Genomic DNA, 15750 nt, shown 5'->3' on the forward strand with positions numbered 1-15750 from the left:
CGTCGCGGGCCGCTCCGGGGCCCGCGCGCGGCGCCCACCCGAGGGGTCAGGGGCCGTCGTGCCTGCGCGGGTCCTCCGGTCCGGTGTACGGGTCCGGTTCCGGCTCGGGGTACGGGCTCGTCTGCGCGGACGGGCCCGGCTCCTGCGTGGGCGGCCAGGTGTCGGGGTGCTCGTAGCCGGGGGTGGGGTACGGCGCGGTGCGGGCGTCGTAGTCCGGGGTGCCCGTACCCGCGTCCCGTCCGCGCCCGCGTCGGCGGCGGCCCGACATCACCAGGGACCCGATCAGCAGCAGGAGGCCGCCGCCCAGGGCGAGAGCCACCCCCCACTGGAGCCCGGAACCGTCCGGGTCCACCGTCAGGCTCCCCGTCGCCTGGCCCTGGCGGACCATCCACAGCACGGTGAAGCCGAGCGCGACCAGCCCGCCGAGCGCCACCACGAGCCGCGAGCGGAGCGCGACCCCGGCCACGGCAAGCACCGCCACCACCAGGAAGGGAAGGAACAAGGAGACCATCACCGCCGACGAGGTGGTGGTGATCCCCTCGAAGAGGTCCCGCACACGGTAATCGTGCCCGGGGCGGCCGTCGTACCAGTCACGGAAGGGGCTCAGGACGACGGCCGCCGCTCCTGCGAGAGCGACCACGGAGCCGAGGACGTTGCGGATCATCGTCAGCCTCCTGCGCCATGCGCGCGAACCCAACCGACGGCGCACGCGCGGACACCTGCGTGACGCTCTCGCGCTCGACGCTACGCCCGACCTTCCGCCCCCGCGACTTCGAAGCGACGCCGCGACCCCCGCCCCGCACCGTGCGGGAGGTCCCGTCCCGCACGTCACTTCCGGTCCGTCCCGTCCCGTGCGCCACTTTCGGTCCGCCCGACCCATGGTTTTCGGCCCCGCGAGGCACATCATGACCAATCCATGACAGGGTCATGACGCGGCACGGGGCCTTCGCCCCGATGCTGGTCCGGAAACGAACGTCGGGAGAAGGCGCCGGGAGAAGGCGTCGCGAAGAAGAAGACGAGACACGAGGGGGGCTGCATCCATGATGCGGCAACAGATCAAACTGGCGGCGGTCCTGGCGGTGGTGGTGCTCTCACTCACCGGGTTCTCCAAGTCCAGCCACGGCCACGGTCACAGCGGGTCGAGCCACGGCTCCGGCGGCGGCTGCTCCAGCTCCAGGTCGTCCAACGGCGGCTACCACAGCAGCACCGGCAACAACGACTACGACGACGATGACGACGGCTCGGGTTCGGGCTCCGGGAGTTCCGGATCGAACTCCGGATACAGCACGCCCACGAACGATCCGACCACCGCGTACACGGCGTCGGCCGACTCCGCCCCGACCGTGCGGGTGATCAAGTGCGCCCAGCCGGCGGACGGTTCGCGCAAGGCGGTGACCTCCTCGCAGGTCGAACTCACCCCGACCAGCTACGGCGCCGCCAAGGTCGCGATCACCGTGACGTTCTTCGACTCCGCGGGCAACCTGCTCGACACGGCCCACAAGAAGGTCGAACTAGACGCCACCGACGGCATGGCCCCGAAGAAGTTCACGGTGCCCATGGCTACCCCGGCCAAGGTGGACGAGGTGTACCGCTGCTCCGCCACGGCGGTGCTCGCCCGCTGACGCCGGAACGGACGACGCCACCGGCAGGACGCCGAGAGGCCCGACGCGACGTGGTCGCGTCGGGCCTCTTCCCGTTTCCGTACGCCGGGCTCCCGGCTCCCGTTCCGGCTCGTGCGCGCCTGGCCAGTGGCCTCTGTCCGGCTCGTGCCCGCCGGGCTCGTGGCCGCTGTTCCGCCGCGGGACGCACGACGGCCGCGGTGGCTCCCCCTCCGCGCCACCGCGGCCGTTCCCCCGTGCCCCGCGGCTCCCCCGAGCCCCGGGCCCCCGTGATGAAAAAAGTTTGTCAGGTGACGGGCTCCGACGTGGCGTGCATGTCGTCGGTCGTCGCCGTACCGCCCGTGGCCTGCGTGGTCAGCAGCTTCGAGGTTCCCGTGGCGTGCATGTCCAGCGTGGTCAGCTCCTCGGCGGTGACCTCGGTGCCGGTGGCGTGCATGTCCTGGGTGGTGAGCTTGGAGTCCTTCTCGGCGTCCGCCATGTTCCGCTCCCTGCGATTCTTCGTATGGGGTGGGCGAGGCCCGTACGGCAGTTCCCCCGAAATCGACTGCCGTACGGGCCCCGCCAAGAGCCGCTCACCTTAGTGCCACGGCCCACGGTCGCCCCGTCTGCCCCCCGACGCGACGGATCGACTAGAAGGAAGAGTGCCGGTCCGCGATAAACGAATGATGAACGTCCGCTGCCGGGACGTCACGCGGGCAGCACGGACGCGAACCGGTCCAGCAGAGCGCGCACGTCCGCGGCCTCGTGGGAGCCCAGCCCGTCGTAGATCCCGAGCGCCTCGTGCCAGCAGACCTGCGCCCGGCCGAACTGGCCGATCCGTACCAGGGCCTGGCCCAGCACGGTGAGCACGTTGGCCTTCCGCCAGTCGCCGCCGATCCCGCGCAGCGCGGTCAGCGACTGCTCGGCCTCGGCGGCGGCCTGCACCGCGCGCCCGGCCGCGAGATCGACCTCCGCGAGGCGGAACAGCGTCATCCCCACCCACAGCCGCTGCCGGCTCTCGCGGAAGACCACCAGAGCCTCCTGCAACCGGTCCGTGGCAGCGTCGAACGACTCGCTCGTGGTCAGCGCCATGCCCAGGGCATAGCGGCCGTTGGCGCTGCGGAGGGCGTGGCCCATGCCGTCGTAGATGTCGGTGCCCCGCTGCGCCAGCTCCACCGCGCTGCCGGTGCGGCCGGTCGCCAGGTGGATACGGGACAGGTTGCAGAGCGCGCTCGCCTCGCCCGGCCGGTCGCCGACCAGCCGGAACGCGTCGATGGCCTGGGAGAAGTACGTCTCGCCGTCGTCGTGGCGGCTCTGGTAGAGCGCCATGATCCCGAGCGCGTTCGACGCCCAGCACTTCGGCAGCGGGTCCAGCGCCGGGTCGACGAGCGCCATGATCCGGGCCGCCTCCCGTTCGGCCTGGTCGAACCGGCCCGAGGCGTGGTGCACATCGGCGAGGGTGACCAGCGCGCGCACCTCCGCACGGCGGTCACCGCAGCCCGACGCCGCGCCCAGCAGCGCCAGCGCCGTCGTCTCGTACTCCTTCGCGTTGGCCCCCGACTCCCCGAGGTCCAGCGCCGCCCACAGCAGGTCCACCGCACGCCGCAGGGTGGCGGCCCCGGCGGACTGGCGGGCGCAGGCGAGGATCGTGGCCGCCTCCGCGTACAGCCAGTCCAGCGCCGCGGCCCGGTCGGCGAAGGCCAACCCGGCCCGTTTGGTGGGCTCCAGATGGTCCACCAGCCGGTCGCCCGGCCGCTCGAGCGCGTACACGGCCGCGGCGGTCGCGAGGTAGAAGTCGATCAGCCGGGAGAGCGCCCGCGCCCGCTCCTCGGGAGGATGCTCGTCGCGCTCGGCGCACGCACGCGCGTAGAGGCGGACGAGATCGTGGTACCGGTAACGCCCCGGTGCGGCCGACTCCACCAGGGAGGTGTCGACCAGCGACTCCAGGATGTCCTCGGCCACCTGCGGTTCCAGATCGAGGAGCGCCGCCGCAGCCGCCAGCGACACGTCGGGGCCGTCCGCCAGACCGAGGAGACGGAAGGCACGGGCCTGGGCGGGCTCCAGCTGGCCGTATCCCAGCTCGAACGTCGCCTTCACCGCGAGATCGCCCGCCCGCAGCTCGTCCAGCCTGCTCCGCTCGTCGGCGAGCTTGGCCGCCAGCACCGACACCGTCCAGGTGCGCCGCGAGGCCAGCCGCGAGGCGGCGATACGGATCGCCAGCGGCAGGAACCCGCAGGCGGCCACCACGTCGAGGGCCGCCTCCCGCTCCGCGCCCACCCGTTCCTCACCGACGATCCGGGTGAAGAGCTGCAAGGACTCCGCCGGGGACATCACGTCCAGGTCCACCAGATGCGCCCCGGCCAGGTCGATCATCCGCACCCGGCTCGTCACCAGGGCGGCGCACCCGGGCGTCCCGGGCAGCAACGGCCTTACCTGTGCGGCGTCGTGGGCGTTGTCGAGCAGCACCAGGACCCGGCGGCCGTCGAGCGCCGACCGGTACAGCGCGGCCCGTTCGTCGAGCGAGTCCGGAATCGCCGACTCCGGGGTACCCAGCGCACGCAGGAACGCACCGAGCACGGTCTCCGGCTCCGCGACCCGGGCCTCCGCACCCTGGAGGTCCACGTACAACTGGCCGTCCGGGAAGTGGTTCCGGGACCGGTGGGCGACGTGCACGGCGAGCGTGGTCTTGCCGACGCCCCCTATGCCCGCCAGCGCCGACACCGCCATCACCGAACCCTCGGCCGTCGCCAGCCGGTCACCGAGCTCGCGCACGAAGGAGTCGCGTCCGGTGAAGTCCGCGACCGCGGCCGGAAGCTGGGCGGGACGCACGGCGGCCGGCGCCACGGGCGCGGATTCCTCGACGGGACGGGCCAGTTCGTCGTCCGCGGACAGGATGCGCCGCTGGAGCCGGGAGAGCTCGGGGCACGGATCGACGCCCAGCTCCTCCGCGAGGAGGCGCCGGGTGTCCGTGTACACCGCGAGCGCCTCGGACTGCCGGCCGCTGCGGTACAGCGCCAGCATCAGCAGCTCGCGCAGCCGCTCCCGCAGCGGATGTGCGGCGGTGAGCGCGGTGAGTTCGGAGACCGCCTCCGCGTGGTGGCCCAGCTCCAGATCCAGATCGAGCCGGGTCTCGGTCAGCTGGAGGCGCCACTCCTCCAGGCGGGTGCGCTGGTTCTCCGCGTACGGCCCGGGTACGGAGGCCAGCGTCTCGCCGTCCCAGGCGGCCAGGGCCTGTGCGATCAGATCCCGGGCCCGCGCCCGGTCGCCGGACGCCCGCGCCTTCTCCGCCGCGCTCACCGACTCCTGGGCCCGACGCACGTCGAGGGAACCCCCACGGAGCCGGATCGCGTATCCGCCGGACTCGCTGACCAGCACGTCCTGCCCGAGCACCTTGCGCAGCCGGGAGGCGTACGTACGGATCGCCGCCAACGCCCGGGGCGGCGACTCCTCGCCCCAGATGGCGTCGATCAGCTCGGAGGCGGTCGCGGTACGGCCGTCCCGGAGGAGCAGCGCCGCCAACAGGGCACGCTGCTGCGGAGAACCGGAGGCCAGCGGGGTCTCGCCGAGCCGGACACGTACGGGCCCGAGGACGGCGAAGTGCAAGGCGGGGGCTCGGGATTCCGGAGCGGGGCACGGTTCGGCCGCGGACACCGGCCCGTGCGTGGCGCTCTGCTCCGGAACGCGCCCGCCCGGCCCGTCGTCGCGCTCCATTGATGCCCCCTGTCCTGCTTCCGCCCCGCTCGGCCCTGCCGTGGTCGCCGGCACCGGGGCGCGGAGGAGCACCCGGGTATGACGTGAGGGCGTTTCCGGACCGATCCGTACCGTTGATACCGCTGTCGACAGTCTGCCTTGTCGCGGGCTACCCCGTCAGCACTGCGTGATGCTCTGCACAAGGCTTCGACAACGATCGCGGAACCTTGCCCAGCGGACCGGGGGCTGCCGGACGCCGGCCGGGGCGGGCCGAGGGTCGGCCGGGGCGGGCCGAGGGTCGGTTCGGGGGCGGCTCGGGGGTCGGTTCGGGACCGGTCAGGGTCGGCCGAGGGTGTGCGAGGGCCCCGGCCGGGGCGTGTGGATGGGCCCCGGCCGGGGTGGGTCACGGGTGCGGGGTCAGGCCTTGACGATCGCCTGCTGCAACTCGGTCACCCACTTCTCCTTCTCCTCGGGGCACTCCAGGTTGACCTCCCGGGTGTAACCGACGGACCGGTAACCGCTGTTGTCCAGCCAGCGGGCGAGTACCTGCTCGGTGGAGAGAACCGCGTCCATCGAGCCCCGGTGCACGAGGGTGGCCGCCTCGAACGCGGGCAACTCCACCACCCTGACGCCGCTGTCGCCGACCGGCCCGACCGGCGCGGAGACCGTCACTCCGGCGTGCACGAGGACCGCGCCCGCAGAGGTGTTCTTGTCGTCCGGGGCGTCCTCGTACCGGGCGACCCCCGGGCCGGTGGGAGTGACCCCCGCCGCGGCCAGCAACGGGAACAGCCGCTCGTACAGGGGGACGATCACCGGGGTGATGTCCTGCGGCCGGAACCCGGCGGCCGTGCCGGTCAGTTCGGCGACCCGTACCGCCGGAACCTGCTTGATGACGACGTCTTCGGTGTCCATGCGTCCCTCACTCTCGATCGACCGGAGTCGCGCCTCCACCTGGTTCAGCCGTGCTGCCGCCGCTGCCATCGCCGCCTCCAGCTCTGCGCGCCGCAGCCGCAGCATCCCGCGCAGCTCCTGCGCGGTGATCTCGTCGTCGAGGATGCTCCCGACTTCCTGGAGCGTGAAGCCGAGATCCTTGAGCGCGATGATGCGGTTGAGACGGGCGAGCTGGGCGGCGCCGTAGAAGCGATAGCCACTGGCCGGGTCGGTACGGTCCGGGCGCAGCAGCCCGATCGCGTCGTAGTGGCGCAGCATGCGGGGCGACACCCGTCCGTACCTGGCGAAATCTCCGATGGTGAACATGATGTCTCCGAGTGCACGGCTTCACACGGTGTGAGGGTCAAGGGCGGCGCGGAACTGGATGGCGACGTGGAGGCGGGGGCGCGGATGCGGATGCGGGCGGGCTGCCGGGGCAAAGGCAGGAGCCCCGTCCCTTGCCGAAGCAAAGGGCGGGGCTCCTTGGATACTGCTTACCGGCCGCGATCGGCCGACCCGGGCAACTAGACCGGGGTGACGTTCTCAGCCTGCGGGCCCTTCGGACCCTGAGTGACGTCGAAGTTCACGACCTGGTTCTCCTCGAGGGAGCGGAACCCGGACGCGTTGATCGCGGAGTAGTGAACGAAGACATCCGGGCCGCCGCCGTCCTGGGCGATGAAGCCGAAGCCCTTTTCAGCGTTGAACCACTTGACGGTTCCGGTAGCCATAAAGCCCTCCTTGGGCCAAAGGGTTGCCCTGCTCCAGAACCTGCAAAGAAGTCTGAAAACTACAAAAGCCTGCGGGTTACATGATCCGCAGGCTTTGTACTGCAAGGGAAACCAAACTGCAACTTGCGGGCGAGCCTAGCACGCAGCCTCTGGGGAGCGGTAGAGGGAAAGATCACTTCACTCGAATGTTTGATTGGGTGATCCGATAGGTGACCGGCGCATCGCGCGGCGGGTGCGGAAGCGGGTGTGAGGGCGGGTGCGGGGGCGGGCCGAGGTGGTCCGTGCGGAGGGGGTGCGACGGGGGCGCGTAGAGAGCGGTGGCGAGGGGCGCGAGGGGGCGCGAAGTGTGGCGCGGAGGGGTGTGCCGAAGGAGAGCGGAACGCGCCTGGGGGAGCGCCGTCGGCACGAGGGCCCACGCCGTGATCGCCCCGGTGGTCGCACCGTGACGGCGCCCGTGATCGCCCCGGTGGTCGCACGGTGACGGCGCCCGCGATCGCCCCGGTGATGCTGCCGCCCGGACGCAGGTCTAGCCTCGCGATGTGGACAATTCAACCGTCTCTCCCGTCGAAGGCGGCCATCGCCGCAGCCGGCCCCGCGTCGGCCACATCCAGTTCCTGAACTGCCTTCCCCTCTACTGGGGGCTGGCGCGGACAGGGACCCTGCTCGATCTGGAGCTGTCGAAGGACACCCCGGAGAAGCTCAGCGAGCAGCTGGTCAAGGGTGACCTGGACATCGGCCCCATCACCCTGGTGGAGTTCCTGCGCAACGCCGACGACCTGGTCGCCTTCCCCGACATCGCTGTCGGCTGCGACGGCCCCGTCATGTCGTGCGTGATCGTCTCGCAGGTGCCCCTGGAGCAGCTCGACCGGGCGCGGGTGGCCCTCGGCTCGACCTCCCGCACCTCCGTCCGGCTGGCTCAGCTGCTGCTCGCCGAGCGTTACGGAGTGCAGCCCGACTACTACACCTGCCCGCCCGACCTCGCCGCGATGATGCAGGAGGCGGACGCCGCCGTACTGATCGGCGACGCCGCCCTCCGCGCCAACCTGCACGACGCCCCGCGTCTCGGCCTCCAGGTCCACGACCTCGGTCAGATGTGGAAGGAGTGGACCGGGCTGCCGTTCGTCTTCGCCGTCTGGGCCGCCCGCAAGGACTACCTGGCCGCCGAGCCGGAGTACGTCGACAAGGTGCACAAGGCGTTCCTGGCCTCGCGGGACGTGTCCCTCGAAGAGGTCACCAAGGTCGCCGAGCAGGCCGCGCGCTGGGAGGCCTTCGACGCGGAGGTGCTGGAGAAGTACTTCACCACCCTCGACTTCCGCTTCGGGCCCGACCAGCTCGCGGGCGTGAAGGAGTTCGCCCGGCGGACCGGTGGCACCACCGGCTACCCGGAGGACGTGCGCGTCGAGCTGCTCGGCGGCTGACCCCACACCGTACGACCCCACGGCCGTACGACCCCACGCAGTACGGCCGCCCGCTGCCCGGGCCCCTGCGCATGGGTGCCTGACGGGCCCCGCGACCGTGGCCCCGTCCGTCTTGACGAGCACGTACCGGCCGCCGCGCACACGCCCCGGCCGGTACGTGCTCCGACGCATGCGCGCGGGCGGCCCCGCCGCCACCTCCACCGCCCTCGCCTTGACCCCGGGGCAGCCCTGGGTGTCCCTCTCGTCGCCCCTTTCTCTCGCTTCTCGGCCTTCGCTGTCTTTCGCGGCTTTCTTCCCGAACGCCCGATCCTCCGACGCCGTTCTCCTGTTCTCCGGGGCGGTCCGGGGATACCCGAGGCGAAAGCGGGCTGCCGTGCCCCGGAGAGGGCGGCGAGGCGCGCGGTACTCCCGTGCGGGTCGTTGCTTCGGCCCCTCGGCGGGGAATGGCCGGGCGGCGAAGGGCCTTTGGTGCGCGCACCGAAAGGGCTTCATTCCTTCTTGTCGATGCGCTCTCCGCGTCATCCCCGTCCCCCTCCTCCTATTCCTTCCGGGGGATCTCCTCGCTGATGCCTGCATTTCCACGTCTTCGCGCGCTGCTGTTGCCGGCTCGTCTCTTTCCGCTCATCTTTTCCCCGTCCATCGGTAACCCCTTTGCCTTCCTCTCCGGCCCAGGGAGTGCCTGACGCGGGTGAGGTCGTCTCCGCCGTCCCTACAGGTAGGAGGGAGGGAGGGAGGGAGGGAGGGAGGGAGGGAGCGAAAAGCGGAATTCAGCATTCCGTAACCCGGGGAAGGGCATGCTTTCCGGCGGGGAATCGGTGGAAAGTTTCCCTGTGACCGGGCGACGGGCAGCCCTTACGCTTCGGTCGAGGTCCGGTCGCTTCACAGGGGGAGTCGCCATGCAGCCGCTGGAAGCCGGCGAACCGCGCACCATCGGCGCCTACCGGCTGCTCGGCAGACTCGGCGCGGGCGGCATGGGACGGGTCTACCTGGGGCGGAGCGCGGGAGGCCGCACGGTCGCGGTCAAGGTGGTGCACCCGCACTTCGCCCTCGACGAGCAGTTCCGGGCCCGGTTCCGGCGTGAGGTGGACTCCGCGCAGCGCGTCGGGGCCCGGTGGACCGCTCCGGTCCTGGACGCCGACCCCGACGCGCCAGTGCCGTGGGTGGCGACCGGGTACGTGGCGGGGCCGTCCCTCTCGCAGGCGGTGACCCGGCACGGCGCACTGCCCGAGCGTGCGGTGCGGGCGCTGGGCGGCGGTCTCGCGGAGGCTCTGGGCGCCGTGCACCAGCAGGGCATCGTCCACCGCGACGTGAAGCCGTCCAACGTCCTCCTCGCGCTCGACGGGCCCCGGCTCATCGACTTCGGCATCGCCAGGGCCCTCGGCGCCACCGTCTCGCTCACCTCCACCGGGGTCTCCGTGGGGTCGCCGGGCTACATGGCACCCGAGCAGATCCGGGGCGGCGACATCTCCGGAGCGGCCGACGTGTTCTCGCTCGGCGCGGTCCTCGCGTACGCGGCCACCGGCTCGGCACCCTTTCCCGGCGACTCCTCCGCCGTGCTCCTGTACAAGGTGGTCCACGAGGAGCCCGAACTCGGGGATCTGGGGGGCGAACTGAGGGACCTCGTCGCCGCCTGCCTGGCGAAGGACCCGGCCGTCCGGCCCTCGCCGCCCGACCTCGCCCGCGCTCTCACCCCCGGCGGTGCTGCGGCCTCGGTGGCGGCGGGCTGGCTGCCTGCCGAACTCGTCCACGAGGTGAGCCGGGACGCCGTGGCGCTGCTCGACCTCGAACCCCAGGAGGGTCCGGTGCTGTCGGGCCCCGTCCCCTTCAGCAGCGCCTCGCTCGGCGTACCTCCCGCCGACAGGCGAGGCGTCGAGGACCGGACGGAGGCACCCGACGACAGCGGCGAAGAGCGCGGCGAAGAACGCGGCGAAGCGGGAGCGCATGCGGGCGCCCATCCTTCCGATCCCCGGTCGGCGGGTGGTCTCGGGGTCTTCGGGCCGCCGATCCCCCTGCCGGCCGACCGGTCCGGAGACCGCTCCCCGTCGGAGCCGCCCCTCTCCCCGCACGGGCCGCGCTTCTCCGTCTCCATGAGCGCCGACAGACTGCCCGAGCAACGTCCCGGGGCCCGTCCCGGGCGGAGGGTGAGCTGTACGGTCGCGCTGGCCGTCGCGGGCGCGCTCGCCGTCGTGGGCCTGACGTCGGGCATGCTCGGAGACCTGATGCCCTGGGGCGGCTCCGGCGATGCCGACAAGCGCAGCACCGACAGCGCCGCCTCGCCGCCCTCCACCTCCCCCTCCGCCCCCACGGACCCGGCCACGGGGGACTCCACCGGCACCGGCTCGGGCACCCCGTCCGGCGGTACCTCCTCCCCGCCCGCTCCGGGCGGCGGCGATCCCGGTGACGGCGAAGGAAGCGACGGCGGAGAGAGTGGGGGCGGGGGGAGCGACGACGGGATCGCTGCCCTTCCCAAGGCGTTCGTGGGGACCTGGTCCGGGCCGACCCTCGAACGCTCGGGTGCCTCGCACGGCATCCTCACCGCCGTCTTCACCGAGGGGAAGAAGGGCCAGGACGTCGTCCGGATGACCCAGTCGATCCGCTTCCTCGATTCGCAGGTCTCCTGTTCGAGCATCGGGACGCTCTCCTCCGGCACCGAGAAGGTGCTGAAGGTCCATGAGCGCTCGGTCGCCGACAGCTCCGCGAGCCTCTTCTGCACCGGGGCCGAAGCGGAGCTGACCTTCACCCTCAACGACGACGGAACCCTCGCCTACCGGTCGTACGAGGAAGCCGCCGGACTTCCCACCGGCACGCTGAGCCGGTCCGGCCGCTGAACGCGGCAAGGGCTGGCGTAGGCTGATTCGGTCCGTGGATCCGTCGAAACACCGCCGAAAGGTGACAGCCCGGTGACCGAGAAGGCCGACCTTCAGCCCATCCTCGACCGCGCCGCCGAAGGCGGGCGGATCTCTGCGGAGGAGGCGCTCGACCTGTACCGGTCGGCCCCGCTGCACGCGCTCGGAGCAGCGGCCGACGCCGTGCGCCGACGCCGCTACGCGGGTACGGAGCACATCGCGACGTACATCATCGAGCGCAACATCAACTACACCAACGTGTGCGTCACGGCGTGCAAGTTCTGCGCCTTCTACGCCGCGCCGAAGGACACCGCCAAGGGCTGGTCCCGCGACCTCGACGACATCCTGCGCCGCTGCGCGGAGACCGTCGAACTGGGCGGCACCCAGATCATGTTCCAGGGTGGCCACCACCCGGACTACGGCGTGGAGTACTACGAAGAGCACTTCTCCGCCATCAAGAAGGCGTTCCCGCAGCTGGTGATCCACTCGCTGGGCGCCTCCGAGATCGAGCACATGGCCCGCATCTCCAAGGTGTCCGCCGAAGAGGCGATCCAGCGCATCCACGCCGCCGGTCTCGACTCCTTCGCCGGTGCCGGCGCCGAACTCCTGCCCGCCCGCCCGCGCAAGGCCATCGCTCCCCTCAAGGAGTCCGGTGAGCGCTGGCTGGAGATCATGGAGATCGCGCACAACCTCGGTGTCGAGTCCACCTCCACCATGTTGATGGGCACCGGCGAGACCAACGCCGAGCGCATCGAGCACCTTCGCATGATCCGTGACGTGCAGGACCGTACGGGCGGCTTCCGCGCCTTCATCCCGTACACCTACCAGCCGGAGAACAACCACCTGAAGGGCCGCACGCACGCGACGCTCTTCGAGTACCTCCGCATGATCGCCATCGCGCGCCTCTTCCTGGACAACGTCGCGCACATCCAGGGCTCCTGGCTGACCACCGGCAAGGAGGTCGGCCAGCTGTCGCTGCACTACGGCGCGGACGACCTCGGCTCGATCATGCTGGAGGAGAACGTCGTCTCCTCCGCCGGGGCCAAGCACCGCTCCAACCGCCTGGAGATCATCGACCTGATCCGCAAGGCCGGTCGTGTGCCCGCGCAGCGCGCCACGACCTACGAGCACTTGGTGGTCCACGAGGACCCGGCGCTGGACCCGGTCGACGACCGTGTCGTCTCGCACATCTCGTCCACCGCCCTCGAGGGCGGCACCGCCCACCCCGAGCTGAAGCTCCTCGACGCCCACTGAGGGCTGTCCCGCCACCGGCATTCCGTCCTCCTTCCGTCTCCCCGACCCCTCCGGGCCAGGTGCTCTCCGTGCTGACGATTCACGCCGCCGATCTGCTGCTGCCCGGCCCCGGGCGGCGGGCGGTCGCCGGTGGCGCGGTACTCGTCAGGGACGGGGCCGTCGCGGCCGTCGGCCCGTACGAGGAAATCGCCGCCGGACATCCGACGGCCCGGGTGCGCCGCTGGCCCGGAGTGCTGACGCCCGGGCTCGTCCAGCGGCAGGGCAGCGCGCTGCTGGAACGGGCCTACCACCCCGACCCCCGGGAGTCGGACGTCCTCGGCACCGAGCCCCTGACCGGGGCCGCGCTGGACGGCGTGGACATGGACGAGAGCCGGTGGGGCGCGAGTGCGCGGCGCGGGGTGCAGCGGATGCTCGCCCACGGCACCGTCGCCGTCGTGGGACCGCTCGGCCGGCCGGCCGTCGCGGACGCGGTGCAGCGGTCGGGGTTGCGGCTCCTCGGCGGGGCCCCGGTCGAGGAGACCGCTGCGCGGGCCTCGCTGGACCCGCTCGCCCGGCGCCGTACGGCCGCCGAGGTGTTCGCGGCTCCGGCGCTCGACGCCGAGAACCGGGCCGCGGACTTCGCTGTCTTCGACGCCCCCGACGAGGAAACCCTCCTCGGGGTGGGCGCGGCCTGCTGCGTCGTCACCGTCCTCGGCGGACGCATGGTCCACCGGCGGCGCTGACGGCCCGGTCCCCGGGGGCGGCTCCGGGTCGTGTCAGCCGCCGACGACGGTGGTCTGTTCCTCCTCCATCGGGTTCCTGTCGGCGTACGCCACCAGCCGCAGGAAGTCGGCGTCACCGGCGATCGCGGTCAACTGCTCCACCGTGACCGGCGCCGAGGCACCGTGCAGGTCGTCCGGCGACACGCTGACCTCGACCAGACTGCCGCCGTAGCCGAACTCGATGCTGACGCCCGTGGTGTCCAGGGAGTTCATGGCCGCCGTCCGGGCCGTCGCGTGTATGCCACCGGGCAACTCGACCTCTTGGCAGGTGGAGTGCTTCGCCGGGTCGTCCACGCATGCCGGAGCGTGGTGGTCCCCGTCCTTTGCGGCGGGCCGCACGGAGAAGGTGAGCGGGAAGACCTCGGAGCCGTCGGCGAGTTGGTACAGGTTGACCCGCAGGTCCACCGGCCGGATCGTCCCGGTGCCGGGGAGCAGGTGGTCGATGGTGGTCGCGGCGGTCTGCTGGAACCTCTGCTGACGCTTCCGCTCGGCGGCCGGAAGGTCCGCCATCGAGGACTCGCCGGGCGAGGGCACCACATGCACGGGTGTGCGGGACGCGTCAGTGGGGTCGGAGCCCGGACCGGACTCCGGGCTGGACTCCCGGCCTGAATCCCGAACGGAATCCGAGGCGGAGCCCACGCCCGTGGCCTGGGCCGGGGCACCGCTCGACCAGGGGGCCGTCACCGCGAAGACCCCGAGCGCCACCGCGGCGGTCACCCCGGCGCCCATCGCGATCTGGGCGCGGGCACGGCGCCGGCGTCCCTGGGCGACCGCACCGGCCACCAGGTCCCCCGGCGGCTGGGCCTGCTCGGAGGCGTGCTCCATGGCGGCCCGGAGCAGCGCCGCGCTCGTCTCGCGTTCAAAGTCCGTGGGGTCGGTCAGCATGGTCGTACTCCTCTTCGTGGTCGTGTGGCTCATGCCTGGTGGGAATAGAGGTGGGCGTCGCCGAGCCGCGTCCGCAGCCGGGCCAGCGAGCGTGAGCACTGGCTCTTGACCGTGGATTCGCTGCACCGCATCAGCTGGGCGACCGTCTCGACGCTCAGGTCCTCCCAGTACCGCAGGACGACCATCGCCCGTGCACGCGGCGGCAGTTCGGACAGTGCGGAGAGCAGCGTCACCGTCAGCTCGGGCCCCACGGGCGGCGGGGCCGGGTCGGCACGGGAGTGGGCGAGCAGATCACGGAGGCGGCGGCGCCGCTCCGCGAGATAGGTGCGGGTGAGGACCGTGCGGGCGTACGCGTGCGGGTGCTCGGCCGCGACCACCCGACGCCAGTGCTGGAACAGCTTCGCCAGCGTGGTCTGGGTCAGGTCCCGGGCCGTCTCCGCGTCACCGCAGAGGAGATAGGCCGTGCGGTACAGCCCGCGCTGGCCGGCCCGCGCGAACTCCTCGAAGCCCTGGGCCGCTAAGCCCTGCGTCGGTGTGCGGGTGCGGCCGGAAGCGGGCGCGGAATCCCGGCCTCGCGATGTGCTCATCATTCCCCCTCGTCTCTGTCGTTCTTCACCTCTGCTGTTCTTCACCCCTTCTTGAGCGCTCTCGCGGCCGAAAGGTTGAGGACGAATTTCAGGGAGTTTCCCGGGCGCCGCCCGCGGCGCCACCGGGCTGCGCGCGCGAGGTTCCGGGCGGTCGCGCACGAGGTTTTCGGGCAGTCGCGCACGGAGGTCCGGCGACCGGGCAGCGCCGCCGTCGGGTCGCGGGGAGCGGGCTGCTTGAATGGGAGGGTGACCCGAGCATCCCTGGAAAAGCAGCCGCACGAAGTCGCCTCGATGTTCGACGACGTGGCGCGACGGTACGACCTGACCAACGACGTGCTCTCGCTCGGACAGGCCCGGCTCTGGCGCAAGGAGGTCGCCAAGGCGGTCGACGCGCGCCCGGGGCAGAAGATCCTGGACCTGGCCGCCGGTACGGCCACCTCGTCGCAGCCCTTCGCGCAGGCCGGTGCCTACGTCGTGCCCTGCGACTTCTCGATCGGCATGCTGAAGGTGGGCAAGGAACGCCACCCCTGGATGCCGTTCACGGCGGGCGACGGGACGAAGCTCCCGTTCAAGGACGAGACCTTCGACGCGGTCACCATCTCCTTCGGGCTCCGCAACATCCAGGACACCGCCGCCGCCCTGAGCGAGCTCCACCGGGTCACCAAGCCCGGCGGCCGGGTCGTGATCTGCGAGTTCTCCCAGCCCACCTGGGCGCCGTTCCGCACGGTGTACCTGGAGTACCTGATGAAGGCGCTGCCGCCCCTCGCCACCGCGGTGAGCAGCAACCCGGACGCGTACGTCTACCTCGCCGAGTCCATCCGCGCCTGGCCCGACCAGGCAGGGCTCGCGACCCTGCTGCAGAAGGCCGGCTGGTCGGGCGTCGCCTGGCGCAATCTCACCGGCGGCGTGGTCGCGCTGCACCGGGGCGTACGCGTCTGAGCCCCGCGGCCACCGGCCCGCGCGCAGGCCCCGCCCGCGCGCAGCCCCCGCCCGCGCGCAACCCCCTGCCCGCGCACCCGACGCCACCCGCCCCGCACACGCGGCGGGTGGCGT

The 15750-nt window shown here is 72.0% G+C and carries 13 protein-coding genes; 6 read left to right on the top strand and 7 right to left on the bottom strand.

Features of this window, described 5'->3' with window-relative positions; all coding sequences use genetic code 11:
• Positions 1 to 46 precede the first annotated feature (46 nt).
• Positions 47 to 664, bottom strand: a complete 618-nt coding sequence (locus tag ACFWEE_RS18090; protein ID WP_386890201.1) for a hypothetical protein — start codon at positions 662 to 664, stop codon at positions 47 to 49.
• Between the two features lie 376 nt (positions 665 to 1040).
• Between ACFWEE_RS18090 and ACFWEE_RS18095 the strand changes: the two genes are divergently transcribed.
• Positions 1041 to 1622 (top strand): hypothetical protein, encoded by a 582-nt coding sequence (locus tag ACFWEE_RS18095; protein ID WP_386890203.1) that lies wholly within the window; start codon positions 1041 to 1043, stop codon positions 1620 to 1622.
• Between the two features lie 283 nt (positions 1623 to 1905).
• Here the strand turns inward: ACFWEE_RS18095 and ACFWEE_RS18100 are convergent, their stop codons facing one another.
• The 4 genes from ACFWEE_RS18100 to ACFWEE_RS18115 all read right to left on the bottom strand — a co-directional run bounded on the left by ACFWEE_RS18100 (position 1906) and on the right by ACFWEE_RS18115 (position 6946).
• Positions 1906 to 2097: a hypothetical protein gene (locus ACFWEE_RS18100; RefSeq protein WP_386890204.1), complete on the bottom strand. Its 192-nt coding sequence runs from the start codon at positions 2095 to 2097 to the stop codon at positions 1906 to 1908.
• Between the two features lie 209 nt (positions 2098 to 2306).
• Positions 2307 to 5309, bottom strand: a complete 3003-nt coding sequence (locus ACFWEE_RS18105; RefSeq protein WP_386890205.1) for a BTAD domain-containing putative transcriptional regulator — start codon at positions 5307 to 5309, stop codon at positions 2307 to 2309.
• Between the two features lie 396 nt (positions 5310 to 5705).
• Positions 5706 to 6545 carry a MerR family transcriptional regulator gene (locus tag ACFWEE_RS18110; RefSeq protein WP_386890207.1) on the bottom strand — a complete coding sequence of 280 codons (840 nt, stop codon included), beginning with the start codon at positions 6543 to 6545 and terminating at the stop codon, positions 5706 to 5708.
• Between the two features lie 197 nt (positions 6546 to 6742).
• Positions 6743 to 6946: a cold-shock protein gene (locus tag ACFWEE_RS18115; protein ID WP_327176284.1), complete on the bottom strand. Its 204-nt coding sequence runs from the start codon at positions 6944 to 6946 to the stop codon at positions 6743 to 6745.
• A 539-nt stretch (positions 6947 to 7485) separates the two neighbouring features.
• On the opposite strand from ACFWEE_RS18115, the gene ACFWEE_RS18120 reads away from it, so the two are divergent.
• The 4 genes from ACFWEE_RS18120 to ACFWEE_RS18135 all read left to right on the top strand — a co-directional run bounded on the left by ACFWEE_RS18120 (position 7486) and on the right by ACFWEE_RS18135 (position 13186).
• Complete coding sequence (locus ACFWEE_RS18120; RefSeq protein WP_386890208.1) at positions 7486 to 8364, top strand: menaquinone biosynthetic enzyme MqnA/MqnD family protein; 879 nt, start codon at positions 7486 to 7488, stop codon at positions 8362 to 8364.
• A gap of 896 nt (positions 8365 to 9260) precedes the next feature.
• Positions 9261 to 11192, top strand: coding sequence for a serine/threonine-protein kinase (locus ACFWEE_RS18125; RefSeq protein WP_386890210.1), 1932 nt, complete (start codon positions 9261 to 9263; stop codon positions 11190 to 11192).
• A gap of 72 nt (positions 11193 to 11264) precedes the next feature.
• A complete protein-coding gene (gene mqnC, locus ACFWEE_RS18130) occupies positions 11265 to 12464 on the top strand; it encodes a cyclic dehypoxanthinyl futalosine synthase (RefSeq protein ID WP_386890211.1) in 1200 nt (399 codons plus the stop codon).
• A gap of 68 nt (positions 12465 to 12532) precedes the next feature.
• On the top strand, positions 12533 to 13186 hold the full coding sequence (locus tag ACFWEE_RS18135) for a hypothetical protein (RefSeq protein WP_386890213.1): 654 nt from the start codon (positions 12533 to 12535) through the stop codon (positions 13184 to 13186).
• A gap of 33 nt (positions 13187 to 13219) precedes the next feature.
• On the opposite strand, the gene ACFWEE_RS18140 is transcribed toward ACFWEE_RS18135, so the two are convergent.
• Both ACFWEE_RS18140 and ACFWEE_RS18145 read right to left on the bottom strand, forming a co-directional pair.
• Positions 13220 to 14110: a hypothetical protein gene (locus ACFWEE_RS18140; protein WP_386890215.1), complete on the bottom strand. Its 891-nt coding sequence runs from the start codon at positions 14108 to 14110 to the stop codon at positions 13220 to 13222.
• Between the two features lie 29 nt (positions 14111 to 14139).
• A complete protein-coding gene (locus tag ACFWEE_RS18145) occupies positions 14140 to 14697 on the bottom strand; it encodes a SigE family RNA polymerase sigma factor (protein WP_386890217.1) in 558 nt (185 codons plus the stop codon).
• A 246-nt stretch (positions 14698 to 14943) separates the two neighbouring features.
• Here ACFWEE_RS18145 and ACFWEE_RS18150 point away from each other — a divergent pair, with 246 nt between their 5' ends.
• Positions 14944 to 15636 carry a demethylmenaquinone methyltransferase gene (locus ACFWEE_RS18150; protein WP_386890219.1) on the top strand — a complete coding sequence of 231 codons (693 nt, stop codon included), beginning with the start codon at positions 14944 to 14946 and terminating at the stop codon, positions 15634 to 15636.
• Positions 15637 to 15750: the final 114 nt, after the last annotated feature.

The organism is Streptomyces sp. NPDC060184 (assembly GCF_042728795.1).
Lineage (GTDB): Bacteria > Actinomycetota > Actinomycetes > Streptomycetales > Streptomycetaceae > Streptomyces.